At 39.6% G+C, this 16,380-nt stretch carries 13 protein-coding genes; 5 read left to right on the top strand and 8 right to left on the bottom strand.

Translation table 11 applies throughout. The features are described 5' to 3' along the window. Positions 1–121 precede the first annotated feature (121 nt). The gene (locus ABD985_RS00940) at positions 122–808 is read right to left on the bottom strand and encodes a nitroreductase family protein (RefSeq protein WP_345368534.1); all 687 of its coding nucleotides are present in this window, start codon (positions 806–808) and stop codon (positions 122–124) included. Positions 809–861: 53 nt separating this feature from the next. Continuing rightward, positions 862–1,350 (bottom strand): hypothetical protein, encoded by a 489-nt coding sequence (locus tag ABD985_RS00935; RefSeq protein WP_345368533.1) that lies wholly within the window; start codon positions 1,348–1,350, stop codon positions 862–864. A 297-nt stretch (positions 1,351–1,647) separates the two neighbouring features. Between ABD985_RS00935 and ABD985_RS00930 the strand changes: the two genes are divergently transcribed. The 4 genes from ABD985_RS00930 to ABD985_RS00915 all read left to right on the top strand — a co-directional run bounded on the left by ABD985_RS00930 (position 1,648) and on the right by ABD985_RS00915 (position 6,128). Continuing rightward, a complete protein-coding gene (locus ABD985_RS00930) occupies positions 1,648–2,193 on the top strand; it encodes a ferritin (protein ID WP_345368532.1) in 546 nt (181 codons plus the stop codon). Positions 2,194–2,329: 136 nt separating this feature from the next. Continuing rightward, the gene (locus tag ABD985_RS00925) at positions 2,330–2,764 is read left to right on the top strand and encodes a hypothetical protein (protein WP_345368531.1); all 435 of its coding nucleotides are present in this window, start codon (positions 2,330–2,332) and stop codon (positions 2,762–2,764) included. Positions 2,765–2,805: 41 nt separating this feature from the next. Further along, entirely contained in the window at positions 2,806–5,157 is a 2,352-nt protein-coding gene (locus tag ABD985_RS00920; RefSeq protein ID WP_345368530.1) for a TonB-dependent receptor, read from the top strand. Positions 5,158–5,264: 107 nt separating this feature from the next. Then, entirely contained in the window at positions 5,265–6,128 is an 864-nt protein-coding gene (locus ABD985_RS00915; protein WP_345368529.1) for a DUF4249 domain-containing protein, read from the top strand. A gap of 168 nt (positions 6,129–6,296) precedes the next feature. Here ABD985_RS00915 and ABD985_RS00910 read toward each other — a convergent pair whose 3' ends face one another. The 4 genes from ABD985_RS00910 to ABD985_RS00895 form a co-directional block, all read right to left on the bottom strand. Continuing rightward, positions 6,297–6,890 carry a porin family protein gene (locus ABD985_RS00910; RefSeq protein ID WP_345368528.1) on the bottom strand — a complete coding sequence of 198 codons (594 nt, stop codon included), beginning with the start codon at positions 6,888–6,890 and terminating at the stop codon, positions 6,297–6,299. 90 nt (positions 6,891–6,980) lie between these two features. Then, entirely contained in the window at positions 6,981–7,961 is a 981-nt protein-coding gene (locus ABD985_RS00905; RefSeq protein WP_345368549.1) for a YpdA family putative bacillithiol disulfide reductase, read from the bottom strand. A 218-nt stretch (positions 7,962–8,179) separates the two neighbouring features. Then, complete coding sequence (locus ABD985_RS00900) at positions 8,180–8,533, bottom strand: SCP2 sterol-binding domain-containing protein (RefSeq protein ID WP_345368527.1); 354 nt, start codon at positions 8,531–8,533, stop codon at positions 8,180–8,182. 112 nt (positions 8,534–8,645) lie between these two features. Further along, a complete protein-coding gene (locus tag ABD985_RS00895; RefSeq protein ID WP_345368526.1) occupies positions 8,646–9,704 on the bottom strand; it encodes a flavin monoamine oxidase family protein in 1,059 nt (352 codons plus the stop codon). 132 nt (positions 9,705–9,836) lie between these two features. Between ABD985_RS00895 and ABD985_RS00890 the strand changes: the two genes are divergently transcribed. After that, positions 9,837–10,841, top strand: a complete 1,005-nt coding sequence (locus tag ABD985_RS00890; protein ID WP_345368525.1) for a hypothetical protein — start codon at positions 9,837–9,839, stop codon at positions 10,839–10,841. A 623-nt stretch (positions 10,842–11,464) separates the two neighbouring features. Here ABD985_RS00890 and ABD985_RS00885 read toward each other — a convergent pair. Further along, positions 11,465–11,926 carry a hypothetical protein gene (locus tag ABD985_RS00885; protein WP_345368524.1) on the bottom strand — a complete coding sequence of 154 codons (462 nt, stop codon included), beginning with the start codon at positions 11,924–11,926 and terminating at the stop codon, positions 11,465–11,467. Between the two features lie 249 nt (positions 11,927–12,175). Next, positions 12,176–16,285, bottom strand: a complete 4,110-nt coding sequence (locus ABD985_RS00880; RefSeq protein WP_345368523.1) for a DUF445 family protein — start codon at positions 16,283–16,285, stop codon at positions 12,176–12,178. Positions 16,286–16,380 lie beyond the last annotated feature (95 nt).

The following is a 16,380-nucleotide window of genomic DNA, read 5'->3' as shown; positions in this document are numbered from 1 at the left end:
AATAAAGTAAAAATGATTTAAGGTAAAAGGTAAAAGGTAAAAGGTAAAAGGTAAAAGGTAAAAATTCATTGGTTGTAGCTTTACCTCTTACCTCATACCTCTTACTTTTTACCTTAAACCATTAATCCTCAAAGCAGACCATCACTTCTTCCTTAGTCTTTCGGGTAAGGTTGGGTACTTGAACTCCCTCTGCGGGAAATCCTACGGGTAAGAGCATATAAGGACGCTCATTGGCAGGGCGTTCCAGTATTTTCTGAAGGAAGTTCATAGGGCTTGGGGTATGGGTAAGGGTGACCAATCCTGCTTGATGGATTGCGCCGATAAGCATACCTGTAGCGATACCTACCGATTCATTGACATAGTAGTTGTTAACTTTTTCTTGCTGATCGTCTAGGTCATACACCTTTTTGAACACGACGATTAGCCAAGGGGCGATCTCCAGAAAAGGCTTTTGCCAGTCAGTTCCTAATGGCTCCAGGTCTTTGAGCCAACGGTCTGACATGCGCCCGTGATAACTTTCATATTCTTCTTTTTCGGCCATCTCCCGAATTTGACGTTTGATTTCAGCAGAAGAAATGGCGCAAAATGTCCACGGTTGTTTATGGGCTCCAGAGGGTGCTGTGGAGGCAGTCATGATCAAATTTTCAATCACCTCTTTGGGAACAGGTTGGTCCGAGAACTCTCTGACACTTCTTCGCTGGTCCATTAGTGTATAATGCTCTAGAGCTCTTTGTGGGATATCTGTGGGAGCGACGTCTAGTTGAGTGTAAGGAATAAAGGCTTCCTTTTGGGAGTTTGTATGTTTCATATTTATAGAATGGTTGATGCTGTTTGTTGAATCGGATTGACTTGTCGATTGAATCAATGATTCAATACAGTTTCTAATGTATCATTAATAACTTCTACACTTCCGATCTGATTGATCGAACTACTAAGGCTATCTTCTTGCTCTGCTGCTTTTAAGCTATCTTGTTTAGCTTTTTTCTCTGCTTCCTCTATTCTTTTCTCAATAACTTTTAGTTCTTCATTGGTACAACAGAAAGGATAGGTAAGTAGTGTGTCTTTTTTGTTTCCAGTTTGTATGAAACTATACCTTTCCAGAAAGTTATATAGATGCTGTTGGTCCCATTGCTCAGGGTTTACCTTGAGGAGTAAATTTCCTTTTTCAATATCAAAACGGGCATAGTATACCCCTTCAACATTACGGCTAGAGTCCTCCAGGATTTTCTTGCAAGAAGCACAATTGTATTCAATAGGGATATTTTTTTCATTGACCTCCATACAAGATGGTAGGAAATAAGAGAAACAAGTAGCAGCTAAGATTGTTGAAGCGTATTGTCTTATTTTCATAAAAAATATATTCGGGTATAATAGTTACAGTTTATTTAAACTCCTTCATCCTTCATCCTTCATCCTTCATCCTTCATCCTCTAAAATTAGTAAAATATCTATTTGATGCAGCATCTGAAGTTCAGTGATTGCCCTAAAAGTTATGTTTATTTTGTATAATCCTAACTTTCTTATAGGGAATATTCCAAGCAATATAATAACATTATTGTATCTCAACAGTTGATTAATAGTAAATATATTGGTGAAATACCCCTATATTTGGTTGGGCATGAATTTTTAAATTTAAAGAATATACCTATGAATCAAGTAAAGAGATTGAAGACCTCTTTGACTCCAGAAGTAGAGGAGATGTTGAATAAGCAAGTGCTGATGGAGGATGCTTCTTCCCAATTTTATTTATCATGTGCTTCTTGGTGTGAGAAAGAGGGCTATCAGCATGCTGCCGAGTTCTTGTATGCGCATTCTGAAGAAGAGCGTACACATATGTTGAAGTTCTTCCGTTATATTAATAATGTAGGAGGACACGCATTAGCTCCTGATATTACGGGTGTGAGACATACATTCTCTTCTTTGAGAGAGATTTTTGAGTTGGTATTGGAGCATGAGGTAAAAGTAACCAAGGCGATCAATGAGTTGGTTGACTTCTGTTTTCAAAATAAGGATTGGGGTACTTTCCAGTTCTTACAATGGTTTGTGGAAGAGCAAAGAGAAGAGGAAGATACCGCTAGACGAGTGATTGATATTTTCGATATCATCGGTGAAAATAGCCCACAAGGACTGTGGTTGATCGATCAGGAGATCGGTAAGATGAGTGAAGGAGAAGCGGATGCTCCGATAATGTAATTGATACTGAAAGCTTGTTGCGTTAAGCTTTTGAAATATAACTGCTCTTTTGATTTGATGTCAGAAGAGCAGTTTTTTTTGTTTAAATATGTTTTTATATTTAAAATTTAAAATCCAATTATGTATACCAAAAACGATGAAAAAAACACTCTCCCTGCTACTGCTTCTCTCTCTTTTTTCTTGTGATTATCAACTCCATAGAGAGTTGAGAAAAGAAGCCGAACAAGTTCAAGCCTTTTTTGGCGAAGATTCTCATTGGGAAGTGACTTCTATTCAAATGGCCGATACGCTTATCAATAATTATGGCTCTTTTCATTTTTATAACTTTTGGGAAGATTATGCTGCAATGGACCTGACTTTTACCTTGAATGGGGAAGAAGAAGCACTCACGAATGTCAGTGTGTTTTGGAATCAAGAAAATGAATGGGTACGTCAAGTTTCTATGTATCTCGATATTGATACAGAAAAATTTATACGCTTTCAAGGTCCTATTTATAAAGAAGGAACTAAAATAGTCGTAGAGCATGATGATATGCCTTCTTACCGAATGTTGCTGACTCCCAAAAACTAATCAGAGCTTGTTTGGAATCCAGATCTTGACAATACCATTTTATGAAATACCACTTTTTACTGTTTCTGTTATTATCATTCTCTTCTAATAGTATAGCCCAAACCACCCTTTCAGGATATATTAAAGATCGTAGCGAAGAGCCTATTATCGGGGCACATATTCTATTGAATGGACAATTGATAACCCTTTCCAATAGCTATGGATATTATTCTATACAGCTGAAAGACAGTCTCTCTCAGCTTTCTGTTACTGCAATAGGTTATGCATCCTTTCATGAAGAGATTAAAAGCAAGGAAGAAGACTTACAAAAGGATATCAATATGCGTCCTTATGTAAAGACCCTTGAAGAAGTAGAGGTAAGTGCAACACAGTCGGATTTTTTATACACGCCAAGTACTGTGGATAGAGTCAGCGTTGAGGAAATCAGAAACCTTTCTCCACAGTTATTGGGGGAAGTCGATGTATTAAAGACAATACAACTTTTGCCGGGTATCCAAGGAGGGTTGGAGAACACAGGCTCCTTTTTCGTAAGAGGGGGAGATGCAGGGCAGAACTTGATTTTATTGGATGATGTCCCCGTTTATAATACTGCTCATCTGATGGGGTTTCTATCTGCGTTTAATCCTGATGCCATCAAGGACGTACAGGTATGGAAAGGAGGTTTTTCTGCGCAATATGCGGGGCGTCTATCTTCCGTTGTAGATATTCACTTGAAGGAAGGCAATAAAGAGCGAGTTCACTATCAAGGAGATATTGGATTGTTATCCACTAAGTTGACTGTTGATGGTCCCTTAAGTCAAAAGAGCTCTTTTTTACTGTCGGGTAGAACTACTCCAATTCCTTTGTTAATTAGGGGAGTTCAGGCATTGGGAGGGGGTGCTTCTGGAGATTTTCATTTTTATGATTTGAATTTCAAGATGAATTACGATCTATCCAAAAAGAATCGAGTGTATGCAGCAGTCTATACCGGACAGGATACGAATGCATTTCGGACGACTGTTGAAAGGCAGGGTAAAGCACAGGAATTTGCTTTGAAATGGGGAAACATCACTTCTTCTTTACGATGGGCTTCTCAATTATCCCCCATATTATTTAAAAATACCACGGCATATTTTAGTCATTTCAAGTTGAGTACGGACAACGAAGCTGTCATTCAAGTACCTATAGGAGATGATGAATTCCAAAAGATAACACGGATAAGTAAATATGCCTCTGGCCTGCAAGATTATGGGATCAAATCAGTCTTGTCTTATTATCCCAGCAACAATCATCAGATTACAGGAGGAATTAAAGTGGGAGGAAAAACCTATCGTCCTAATGCAAGTGCGCTCATAATATCTGATAGCACAAAAGACAATAACTTTCAGGAGAAGATTTCCAATATGGAAAATACGTTGTTTATAGAAAACCAAATACAACTAACGAAGTGGTTATCTATGAATGTGGGATTGCATCAGGCAATGTATGTTGCTCAGGACACGGTGTTTCTTAGTACACAGCCTCGTGTCGCCTTGAGTTTGCTTTTAGCTGAAAGATGGTCTGCCAAGTTCAGCTATAACCGAATGGTACAATATGATCATTTACTGACTAGTCCTGCTTCCGGAATGCCTACCGATATTTGGGTGCCATCGGACCGAACATTATTGCCAGAAAAAGCAGATCAGTGGAGTGGAGGTGTTTTTACACATTGGGGGAAAGGTTGGCAATGGAGTACGGAAGTATTTTATAAGCAAATGGAAAATACGATTCGCTTTCAGCAAGCCTTTGATTTTCTGGGGGCTTTCCTAACATACGGGCCAGACTCTGAACTTTTAGTGGAGGGGCAGGAGAATTGGAGAGAAGGAGTGATTATTGGAGAAGGTAAAGCCTATGGGATAGAGTCTTCGATAAAGAAAACTGTCGGGAAAATAACCGGGAGTCTGGCGTATACTTATCTGCATTCGGAGAGAGCTTATGAAGAAGTTAATCAAGGCAATCCTTATCCTTTTAAATATGGAAGAAAACACGATGTGTTTTTGCAAGCGACCTATAATCCTAACGACCGATTTAAACTTAATGTAGGCTGGGTATATCGTTCAGGGATTTGGCTGACAATCCCTACTTCTTCATACCCACAATATAATGAGACGGATTCTGAATATACCCATCCATATGATCCGGCGGTGGTACCTTCTTCTGAAAATAATTTTGAAGCACCCGCTTATCATCGTTTGGATATTAGTATTCAGTTTATCAAAAACAAATCAAGGGGACGTAAAAGGGTTTGGAGTATTGGCGCTTATAATGCTTATAATCAAAAAAATGCCTTTCTCTATGAAATACAAGATGATGGGATTCGTATGACTTCTGCCTTCCAAGTGATGCCTTTTGTTAGTTATCAATTCAAAATTTAAAATACTGTAGGGACGTGCCATTGGCACGTCCGAAGCCCGTTAATCGAAACGATATTCTTCCTATTGACAATACCGATCTCTATATAATATTACCCAAAATTCACACGATGAAATTTATAGTTATTGCTTTCTTGCTATTTTTTACAAGCTGTATCACAACACTCCTTTTTGAAGAAGATGCTTATGTTCCTACTCCAGTAGTAGGATGTTTATTCCATCCGGATAGCACCTGGAAACTTCATCTATCTTTGTCAGAACCTCTTTCAAATAGCACGAGGAGAATAGTAGATATAGATTCCAGTTATTGGATTACAGATGCAGAAGTGAATATTTTTGAGAATGGAGAATTCTATACACAATTGGAGTATAGCGAAAAGGGGTATTATAGAAGTCCAAAGAAACCTTCTCCCGGTAAAACTTATCGTCTCAAAATAGAAACCAAGGATTTTGGTACCATAGAAGCTGAGGATCAGGTTCCTTTACCTCCTGATATGGAGTATCATGGGAAGACTAAGATCACTGATGAGTATGGTAATGAAGTGGATGCGTATCACGTAGAAATCATTGATCCAAAAGGGCAAGAGAATCACTATTTCATCTTATTTGAAACGTTTTCTACAGGTATTTCAGTAGTGGATAGTAGTGAGTACTCTTATTATGAGAACTATTATACAAACTTATTAGAGGAGGATATTTTGGATACTTTTGAGTTGGATTATCGTCTGTATATTTCAGACAAAGGAATGGATGGAGAGACCTTATCCTTACACTTTTCTGGTGGGAATTTTGCAGTTAGCCGAGCAGATCAGAAATATTTTTATGTAGGAAGTGCTTCCTCTCATTATATCAATTACCATAAAGCATTGGCTGAGCTTAGAAAGGATATGATCTATGTGGCAGAAAAGCCTAGAATGTATACCAACATTCAAGGGGGTGGGGGAATTTTTGCAGCTTACAACTTTAATAATTGATAGATGTTATAATTGTTCATACCGCTACACGGCGTTTGTTAGTTGATATTATAGTCGATAAGATTGAAGCTTTAATTCATAGCACCCGAGCGTGGACGCTCGGTAAAAATGCCTTTAGGTCGTAGCGTGGACGCTACGACCAGTATCTGAACAAGATGAACAAGTTCTTTAGAAGACCAATATGTAAGCTGCCGTCATATTAAATCGGCTAGTGGTAATGGTAATATCTTCTACAGCACTAAGATTACTTCCTCCTAGCATATATCTACCTTCTAACAGGAAATTATCTACAGCAAAACCCAACCCAGCTGTTAGACCGATATTACGTTCACGGTAATAGTCATACCAGTTGAGGTCAGCATTTGCTTCCGATGCTGCTACGCCAAATGGAGTATAGGCGGCATTTCCGTCTACATTCAATAGTAAAGAAACCGTAGGACCTACATTAGCAAAAAGACGCCATTTATTGCCGGTACTAAACTTAAATAGGATAGGTACATCCACATAGGTCATATTGATTTTTTCTCCTCCGGTCATGGTCCTGTGCAGTACCAGATTGACCTCCGGCTGTAAGGAGAAGATTCTGCTAGTCGCTGCTTCAAATATGATTCCGGCTTCTATGCCGACATCAGGAGTAAGGTTGAGTGTAGGATGAGTCATGGTTCCAAAATTGACACCTGCTCTTCCTCCCACCATAATTCCCTGTCCATAACTACTAAAGGTGATGCATGAGGTAATTAAAAGCAAAAAAAGAAATCTCATGTTATTTGGTTTTGGTTCGCTAATCGAAATTCAAAAGTAAATGTAACCATTATTCATGAATTGTTATACGATTACCGTACCAATATCCAATTAACTAAGCTGCATTCGCTTTTGATAGATGTTTTCAATCACCTTTTCTGCGTGTACCCGAGAGTTTTCTATAAACCAAGTACTCGTTTTCATTCCACCACAAACGACACCAGCCAAATAGAGATTGGAGAGGTTGGTTTCGTATGTTTCTGTATCGTGTGTAGGCGTTTTGAACTCATCATCACTAATTGTTACGCCTATATTTTTCAGAAATGAAAAGTCAGGTTGATAGCCGGTCATTGCTAACACAAAGTCATTATCCAGAGTGACAGTTTCTCCGTTTTCGGTATTGATCAAAATAGTATTCTCCGTGATCGCTTCTACCGATGCATTGAAATAGGCCTTGATACTTCCTTCTTCGATACGGTTTTCAATATCGGGTTTTACCCAGTACTTAACTCTTGGACTAATCTCGTTTTCACGGAGGACCAGGGTAACATTAGCCCCTTTACGGTAGGTTTGTAAAGCGGCGTCAATAGCAGAGTTGGCACCACCGATCACGCAAACATTGGAGAAAGCATATAGGTGGGGATCATCGTAATAATGCTTGACTTTAGGAAGCTCTTCACCTTCTACATTCATCATGTTGGGGAAATCAAAGAACCCTGTAGCAATTACTATACTGTGTGCTTTATAAGTAGCCTTAGAGGTGTGTACGTGGTAGGCATCTTCTTCTTCCAACCTCTTAATCCCCGTTACTCCTTCAAATAATTTCATTTGAAGGTTCCATTTGGTTTGCACTCTACGGTAATACTCTAGTGCTTCCTGTCGGGTGGGACGAGGGTTGTGAGAAATGAACGGTACATCTCCAATCTCTAGTTTTTCAGAAGTGGAGAAGAACGTCATATTGGTAGGGTAATTATAGAGAGAGTTTACCAGGCACCCTTTTTCAAGGATGACATAGCTTAGTCCTTTTTTTTCTGCTTCTATTCCCGCAGCCATACCAATAGGGCCGCCTCCTACAATCAATACATCAAGCATCATAAGACAAGTAAATTATTTAGTGGTGTTTGCTGAAGTTTGTGAATTACAAAGGTACGCTAATTTGGTTTATCGGTTATTGCTTATCGCTTATCGTTTAAAAACATTGACTGATTATTGGATGCCGTCCAAGGCAGAAATAACTTTCTTAACCGATAACCGATAACCGATAACCGATAACCGATAACCGATAACCGATAACCGATAACCGATTTAACCTAACACAGGCCATCATTTTTCACCGATACATACCCTCTGAAAAGTCCGGTAAACTCAGGGAGCTTTAGGGCATTGCTTACTTTTACCTTACCGGATAGGATCGCCATCATAGGATTTTGCGCTCCCGTTTCAATAGCAATATAATCTTCTACTGAAGCTGTCAATATACAGTCCGGATCCCCAATTAAGCTTTCGGTGACGAATAGCGTTCCATCCTTAACCATTACCGTAAAGGGGTTTCCTCCTTCTCCCGTAATATCAAATTGCATCGTAAAGTTCTTGCCTTCCGCTTTTCCTGATAGAAAGCGTACTTGGAAAGAGTTAATTAAATCTTGTAGTGTCGTGTCTGTCATAATATTCTTGTTGATTTGTTTAGTTGAGCTTCGCTCGTTCAAAATGTTTAGTTGAATGACGTATAGATGATTAATATAAATCAACTAAACATGATGAACGAGCGAAGCTCAACTAAACATTTTGAACAAAATTAGCGGCCTCTTTTCCTGCAAGTACAGCCCCTTCCATAAAACCCCCATTTTCCGGAGAGGTTTCTGTACAGCTAAAGCGCAATTTACCATTTAAATAATTTTTTTGATAAAGGAGATGTCCATAAAGATGTTTGGATGGAGCAAGTGTATCGTTAGGAACAGCAGAATGTGGGTCCTTGGACCAATCTTTTTCATAATAAGAGAGGTAGTCTTCTGCTTCTTTCCCAAAGAATTGTACCAATTGTTGAATTACTGCTTGCTCTCTTTCTTCTTTTGTCATTTGCATGTACTTGGGGATCATGCTGACAAAACCCTGCAAGGCATATCCTTCTTCCTGGATATCGGTATGGTCATATAGTTCAGCCATTGGGCCTTCCTGACTAAAGGCCATACCGGAGAATCCTTTTTCTTTCCAAAAAGGTGTTTTATAGACTACTGCACTTTTGATGTAGGAACTCATCCATGTGTACGTAGACTTCATCAGGTATTGCAAATCCTCTGGAAGGGCAGGAGTGAATGCGACTGTTTGTAACGCAAATTTTGGAGGGATTGTGAAGATGACGGTATTCGCACGGTACTCGTTTCCTTTATTGTCCATTAATAACAAGTGGTGATCATCCTCTTCCCGAATGGAAGTAACTTGAGTGGATAGACGATATTGCTTGCTCGTTAGAGATTCACTTAATTTCTGGGTGACTATTTCACTTCCTCCTCCTATACGATAACTAGGAGCCTGTCCAGCAGGAGGAACAAAAGATTGTACCTGCCCCATCATTTGGTAGCGAGCAGTTCCTTGGTCAAATTGTGGGAATGCAGGGATATCTAGTTCTTTAAGTAAATTCAGTAATTCATAGTGGTTGTGGTGTACCCAAGTAGGTCCCATTTCTACAGGGAGATGGCCCTCATGAAATATTGTTTTTACACGTCCTCCCAGACGATCTTGAGCTTCCAAAATCAAGAAATCTTCTATACCTGCTTTTTTTAAGGAATAGGCAGTAACTAGTCCTGTTAATCCTCCTCCAACTATAATTGTTTTCATATGCCGTTGACCGGTTATCTTTTATCGCTTATCGTTTAAATAATTTGCTCACTGCTCACGGCACCGTCCATTGATAAATAATTGTTATCTTGCCTTTAACTGAAAAGATTTTTCACTTTAGCAACTATCACCATGACAAACAATTATATACTCAACAAACTTCCGTTGCATTTTATCATTCCACTAACCTTACTGCTGGTTTCTGCAGGGTTAGCCTATAGTTCGCTAATGCTAACACATCCAACCATGGCGATTGGAGTGACTTATGATCTTACACTAACCGTTCCATTGCTTTATTTGTTCTTGATTCGGAAAAAATCTATTTCTAAACTATCCGTTATGCCCTTTCTAATTGCTGGATTAGTGATCGGTACGTTATTGATTCCAGTACAGCAGCAAGGGCCCTTGAACCTTTTCAAAACCTATTTGTTCCCGGTGGTTGAATTATTGGTGGTTGCTGTGGTTGCCTACAAAGTGCGTAAGGGAATTATACATGCCAAAGGAAATAAGACCGCAGACGTCTATGAAAACATTAAGCAAGCGACGATTCAGATTACCGGCAGTACCAAACTCGGAAAAGTGATGGCGATGGAAATAGGTGCTTTTTATTATGCCTTATTGGCTTGGCGCTCTCCTGAAAAAAAATCCAATACTTTCACAAGTTACCAAAAGAATGGGGTGACGGCTTTGCTGGTGATCTTGTTCATAATCTTATTGGTAGAAACGTTTGCCCTTCACCTTCTAATCGCAAGATGGAGCACGATCGTTGCCTGGGTGCTTTCTATACTGAGCATCTACACTGCGGTACAGTTGTTTGCCCATTTAAAAGCCCTTCGTATGAGACATACGGAAATTACTTCAGATGTGATTATTTTAAAATTGGGATTGTTCGGAGATATGCGGATTCCTTTAGATGCGATCGAGAAAATCGAAACTACTTCCAAAAGATTGGAAGATGAAGAACGATCTATTGAGCAGTTTGCCTTATTACCAGGGCTAGAGAGTCACAATTTGATTCTGCATTTTAAAACCCCTCAGGTCGTAGAAAAAGCATACGGTATCCAAAAGCAATGCGATATTCTTATGCTGCATATTGATCAGAAAGAGGAGTTTGTAAAGGCGGTTGTTAAAGAATAGCTATAGGCTTATTGGTGATTGCTTATTTGGAGACGCTTTGCGTGAATGGGGGAGGGGGCCATATAAACCCCAATCCTGTCTGTGTCTGTAGGGGCATTCCTGCAGGAATGCCCCTACAGACACAGACAGGATTGGGTCAAAAGGAATAGGTAATATTGTAGGATCATCCGACGGGGACGCCGTGTAACGGGTGATCTTCTCTAGGAGTGTACCGATCTATCGGTTTATTGGAAATAATCGAATCATATTTTCAATCGTGATTATAAAAAATGAACCGTAAGGTTCGTGAGGCACGGTAAGTGAACGCATCCCCGTCGGGTGCGTCTACAAATCAATAAAAACAATCATCATCCCAATTTTTGATATTCATTATTCACCTTTTAATAAGTACTATTCCTACGCAGACGATGGGTTGAAAGACCTGCAGTCCGCACCCACCGCTATAATTGTTTATACCATTACATGGCGTCCATAAATGGGATTTGGTATTATATTGAAAAGACTTTGTAGGACTGTACTCCTTGCACCAACGTACTTTATATGAAAAATGGAAGGCTAGTAAATATAGTTAGCCTTCCATTGGTATCGCCTATTCGGAAATATTGTGTACGAGGGATATTAAACTAATCTTTCAAGTCTAATTTTATTTTGAAAGGTGGATTTTTCACTTTCAGATACTGTACTAGTTCACCTCTGTCTTTATCTGGTAATTTTCCTGTTACGTAAATACAATTTATTGATGAATGTCCACCTAAATAAACAGATTGATATTTATCTATTGTATTAAATTCATCTCGAAAAGAATCAAGCCATTTATTTATAGTTAAAACGTACAGTCCTTTTTTTGACTCCTTCCATTGTAGATCTTCTAAAACTTCTTCTAGCTCTTCAATAATATCACATTGCAATTCACTCTCAAGGTAGAATTCATTTTTCTTGATTTTATTAATTGCTTTTTTTACTTGCCTACTATTGATGAAATCTTGACATATAATAGAAATTAGCTCACTTTTTTCACTTAGATTGATTTCTTTTACTTCATCTATTATGTAATTACTTATAGTATTTTTAATTATATCTTCCATTGTTAATCTCGTATTGTTTTAGAATCATCAATTATTAGGTTTCTCTAATCTCCACCATGAGTATCTAAATACTCCTCTCGTCTCTCTATAAACTCAATATTCCTAGGATCAAACAACTTTGAAGGGGCAACATTAATAGAAGCTTTATGACACCTTTTCCTTTGTACGTATACTTCATCAATTTCAGATTGTTGCTTATCACTTACCATTTGAAAATTTGCTCACTGCTCACTGCTCACTGCTCACCACTCAATCCATCATCTTCTCCAACAAAGCTTCCAGTCCACTATCCAATAATAGTCCCAAAGGTAATCCCAATAATAATCCATACAGGATCAGGCGCTGGAAGTATACCCCTGCAAACCCATAAAATAGTTCCTCGATTTTAGCATTGTCCATCTGGTTGATTTCTTGGATAACGATGCCCTTAAAGTCAATACTTCCTACCAGTTTACCAATATTAGGAGTAGCGGCAGATACGCCTGCATTGACCATGGTTTCCAATAGGAAGTGTTTAAGGTCTGGCGTAAGGGCATTGTTGGCCTTTTCCAAAATAGCTTGAATAACCTCACTAACCTTTTGTTGAATCAGTTGTTGGTTGTGGGGCAGCTTTAATAATTGTGTAAGGCCTTTTTGGAGGTCTTTCTCTAGTAGAACTTTATCGATGACCGTTTCAAACCCATGGTGTTGAATTTGTAACAGTAAGTGTTCCAAAATAGCAATCTTACTATTGTCAAAGGCTTTGGTCTGTGTCATCCTTTGCAAGGTGTAGCGAATACTGGTTTCCAAGGATTCATCAGACATGTAATTAAGGTAATGCCTTAGTTCATGCTGTCCTAGAAGCTCTTTCACCGTACCGCCAACGTGCTTTTGTATAAACTGATGGAAGCGAGGCTCTTTTTGTTCATGAATCAAGTACTTCCAATGCTGCTCTACGGTAAGCAGTTCTGCTTCCATGAGTTGTACCAAATGAGAAGCAACGCTCTTCTCGGTGGTTTGACTGGCAGCGACCAAATCTTTTGGCGTAAGGAGCAAAATTTTGGAGACCATTTCCTGATAGAAGCGCTTGGCCCCTTCTAATACGTTCGGGTTGTGCATGATCTTTTTGAGGGTTTGCTGTATGGCCTCTTGCTCCAGTGTAACCCCTAGGTCTTCCAATCTGCTTTCTTGACTGATCTTGAGTACCTGCTCCTGCAACATTTGAATGATTTCCTTTTGATGCAGGCGGATAAAAGAAGGAACCTCATCTTCCAGAAGACTTTTGGTAGAGCGTTTAATAGTGCCTTCATATAAGAATACTAAACGTCTTTTCTCATAGGCGGTACGGTAAATTTCCTCCTGAATTTTAGGCATCTCTTTGGCTACGGTACGACTTAGGGTGGTCAGTACATAATCAAATAGACTAGGGAGTGCCTCCTGAAAACGCTTGAAGATCTTGCCTTGCAAGGTTTGGGCAATATTTTGCTCACTTTCCAGAAAATGTTGAATCTGTTGATGGATATAACGCAATAGGTATTGCTCTATACTTCCTTCCTGTATTTGCTTTTCTATAAAACTCCAGAAGGTGTCATAGATAAGTGTTTCATTTTGCTTGATAAATGGCGTTTCTTTTAAAGGTACATTTTCATATTTCTGGAAAATGCGAATGATGGTACGTTCAGTATATTGAAGCCATCCCTCCGTAGTCAAAGGATTATTGTTGAGGTATTTACCGATTCCTCTTTCCAGCTGCTTGCTTAGTGCTTCTACCACTTCCTCAGGCATCCAAGAAGTCATAGGGTCCGTTGATTTGGCCACTTTGGTCAGTTGCTCTGCTAGAATAGCTGATATATTGTTGTTGAGGCGCTGGTACTGGGTGATTTCCAGTAATTTTTCTTTCATGGCAGGAAGATCTTCTTTCGCGATCTTATCCTCTTCCTGATGTAGTAGGCGAATCACCTCTTTTGCGATTAGTGCACTGGAATCCTGAAGATATTCACTAAGAAACTCTCCTGCTTTTTGACTAATAGCTTTCTTGTCGCTGATAATTAGTTTATTGGTAAGGAAGAAGTCCCTTTGAGAAAGCTTTTCCTTAACAATAGGAGCGGCTTCTTGTAATTTTCGTTGTAGTCCTTCTCCTACAGACGCTTCATTGAGTAGTTCTTTGCCTACGAATTTTCCCATCTGGTCGGCGAAGTTCTGCTTGTTCTTGGCCATGATCCCAGGAGTAAAAGGGATGCGTATCCCCATAAAATATTTAGCATTATAGGGACGAAAGACCATTCGGATCGCCAACCAGTTAGTGCCCAATCCCGTGATGCCAAATACGGTAGCACTTATCCCCATCATTTGCATGGTAAGTTCTCCTTGATGAGGGATAAGCCAGGTCAGTCCTCCAGCAATGGCTCCCAGTAAAGCGCCAAAGTAGGTAATGGGCTTCATGTTGCTTCCCATAAATCCCTTGACCATTTCTGGAAGCTCCTGGTGCTTGAGTTGCAAGCTCTCCTTGACCATACCGCTCACTTGCCCTTCCATCAACTTATAGAGGTTTCTGTCGGTATACCCTATGATGCCATCAGCAAGTGTTTCTGGTAAATCTGGACGTTGGGTGAAAGGGTGTATCAGTTCGATCACGGGGGAAGAACGAAAGGCTTGCCATTTGTCGTCAATAAATTTTTTAAGGGTGAATAGCCATTGCTCTTTGCGTCCTTGTAACTGTTTTGCCTGAATAAAGTAGCTCCAGTTCTTTGGAGTAACCTTCTCTTTGATGAGCGTAAGGATAGCTTGTATACCTTTACTTCTTCTTTGTTGCAAGGCACCCAGTAAGTTCTTTTCTAGTTGAGAGGATTTTTTGCGCACCAAAGCTTTACTGAAAAGACTATCGACTGGGCGATGTAATAGCCTTAGTAGTTGGTTCGTGATGAAACGCTCCCCAGACTCCTTGATAAAGTCTTGCTTGATTAGCGTTTCCATACCAGAGGATTGCTTTACAAAGTCAAGGAGCAGGGCAATATGCTTTTCCTGTAATTGCTCATTCCATAGATCGTTGACTTTTGACTCCAATAAAGACTGTTGTGAGGAAAGCGTTTCGGCAACAATTTCCGGTGTAATCACCTTTCGGATGGTAAGGTAGAGTTGATCCGTCAAGGATGCTTTCCCAAAGAACTTAATGATATGGCCAATACTATTGGTCTGGAAAAAGGAGATGATTGTTTCTGTTCCTTTCTCGGCTAGCTTTATGGATTTGTCACCTTGTGTGTGCTCCTTGGTGATATGAATAATTTCATCTACGATCTTGAAGCGTTCACTGACACTTTCTACAAAGATATACATGACCCATCCCCCGATGCGGCTACTATTGGCATAGAACGCATGGTTGATCATGTGATCGATTTCCTCTTTATGCTCCCCGATCCATTGTATTAATACATTTAAAACGGAAGGAAGTTTACTTCTGATAAAAGAAGTCAGCTTGTCTTGAAGGTCTTCCGGGAAAAGTTTTAATAAAGGAGTATCTTCTTTCTCCAGAATATCCAGTGCTTGCGCAATGAGCGTTTTAACGGGTCCTTCCTGACGGTCGTCTTGCACTAGGTTATAGATAATGTGAGATAACTGACGAGTCGACTGGGTTGCATGTTCATTCCCTAATAGCTCTGTTAGTTTTTTCTGGGAGAAAGTATGGGCCATCTGACGAAGTAATGGCTGTAGTTCTGCAACTTCCAAAAACTCGGGGGCTAGTCCTTTCCAGTTGCGGCTAACATAGTTCAGGTAATCTTCAAATAGTTGGTGTGCGCCGATTTGAAGGTTTTCTGTCAATGTGGTGGATAGGAAGTAGGTAAGGGGTTTGTGTTGTACCTCTTCCCATAAGGCCTGCACAAACGTATCGATGAGGTGCTGCGTTTGCGCATGTTCGAATAGAATATCGAAAGATCGGCTACTGAAAATACGAAGTTGTTCTTCTGAAATAAATCCTTCGACCACGTTCCCTTCCAATAGCAGGAAGATGCATTCTTCTAAAGGTCCCTTTGTTTCCTCTAATAATAGTTTTGTAACCGCCTCAAATGAAGGAGTTATTCCGGGTACATCCTCTACCTTAAAGGAATCGGGAAGCTGTTCCCCGATACGTTCTTGTACAAGTTCTGTGAATAATGCCGTGATGGCTTGCTTGAAGGCTGGCTTGCGAAGTTCTTTTCCAATATTGTCATGATGGATAATCTCAGACTCCACCAGTTTGCTGATATTCTCAATAAACTCCTCCTTGGTTTGCTCTACCACACTAGGAATTCCTAGTACTCTTTCGAAGAGCATTCGGAGTGCAAGATCATTAGTGGTATAGCCTACTGTGGCCCCTGTAAATATTTTGAGAAGTATAGATAGCATAATTGATTATTACGTGCCGTTTTCATTGGCATCTTTTCCTTGATTGTGCTTTAAGGAATACTCGTTTTGGTTAGCGTTTTAATTGTCAGTTACTT

The sequence above is a fragment of the Algivirga pacifica genome, assembly GCF_039543525.1.
GTDB lineage: Bacteria > Bacteroidota > Bacteroidia > Cytophagales > Flammeovirgaceae > Algivirga > Algivirga pacifica.
The sequence above is the reverse complement of the archived record's forward strand: the minus strand, read 5'-3'. Positions and strand labels throughout refer to the sequence as shown.

Excerpts from the sequence above, each read along its gene's own strand:
- ABD985_RS00880 (WP_345368523.1), bottom strand. The coding sequence starts at position 16,285 with ATGCTATCTATACTTCTCAAAATATTTACAGGGGCCACAGTAGGCTAT.
- ABD985_RS00900 (WP_345368527.1), bottom strand. The coding sequence starts at position 8,533 with ATGACAGACACGACACTACAAGATTTAATTAACTCTTTCCAAGTACGC.
- ABD985_RS00935 (WP_345368533.1), bottom strand. The coding sequence starts at position 1,350 with ATGAAAATAAGACAATACGCTTCAACAATCTTAGCTGCTACTTGTTTC.
- ABD985_RS00920 (WP_345368530.1), top strand. The coding sequence starts at position 2,806 with ATGAAATACCACTTTTTACTGTTTCTGTTATTATCATTCTCTTCTAAT.
- ABD985_RS00940 (WP_345368534.1), bottom strand. The coding sequence starts at position 808 with ATGAAACATACAAACTCCCAAAAGGAAGCCTTTATTCCTTACACTCAA.
- ABD985_RS00905 (WP_345368549.1), bottom strand. The coding sequence starts at position 7,961 with ATGCTTGATGTATTGATTGTAGGAGGCGGCCCTATTGGTATGGCTGCG.
- ABD985_RS00910 (WP_345368528.1), bottom strand. The coding sequence starts at position 6,890 with ATGAGATTTCTTTTTTTGCTTTTAATTACCTCATGCATCACCTTTAGT.
- ABD985_RS00930 (WP_345368532.1), top strand. The coding sequence starts at position 1,648 with ATGAATCAAGTAAAGAGATTGAAGACCTCTTTGACTCCAGAAGTAGAG.
- ABD985_RS00915 (WP_345368529.1), top strand. The coding sequence starts at position 5,265 with ATGAAATTTATAGTTATTGCTTTCTTGCTATTTTTTACAAGCTGTATC.
- ABD985_RS00885 (WP_345368524.1), bottom strand. The coding sequence starts at position 11,926 with ATGGAAGATATAATTAAAAATACTATAAGTAATTACATAATAGATGAA.
- ABD985_RS00925 (WP_345368531.1), top strand. The coding sequence starts at position 2,330 with ATGAAAAAAACACTCTCCCTGCTACTGCTTCTCTCTCTTTTTTCTTGT.
- ABD985_RS00895 (WP_345368526.1), bottom strand. The coding sequence starts at position 9,704 with ATGAAAACAATTATAGTTGGAGGAGGATTAACAGGACTAGTTACTGCC.
- ABD985_RS00890 (WP_345368525.1), top strand. The coding sequence starts at position 9,837 with ATGACAAACAATTATATACTCAACAAACTTCCGTTGCATTTTATCATT.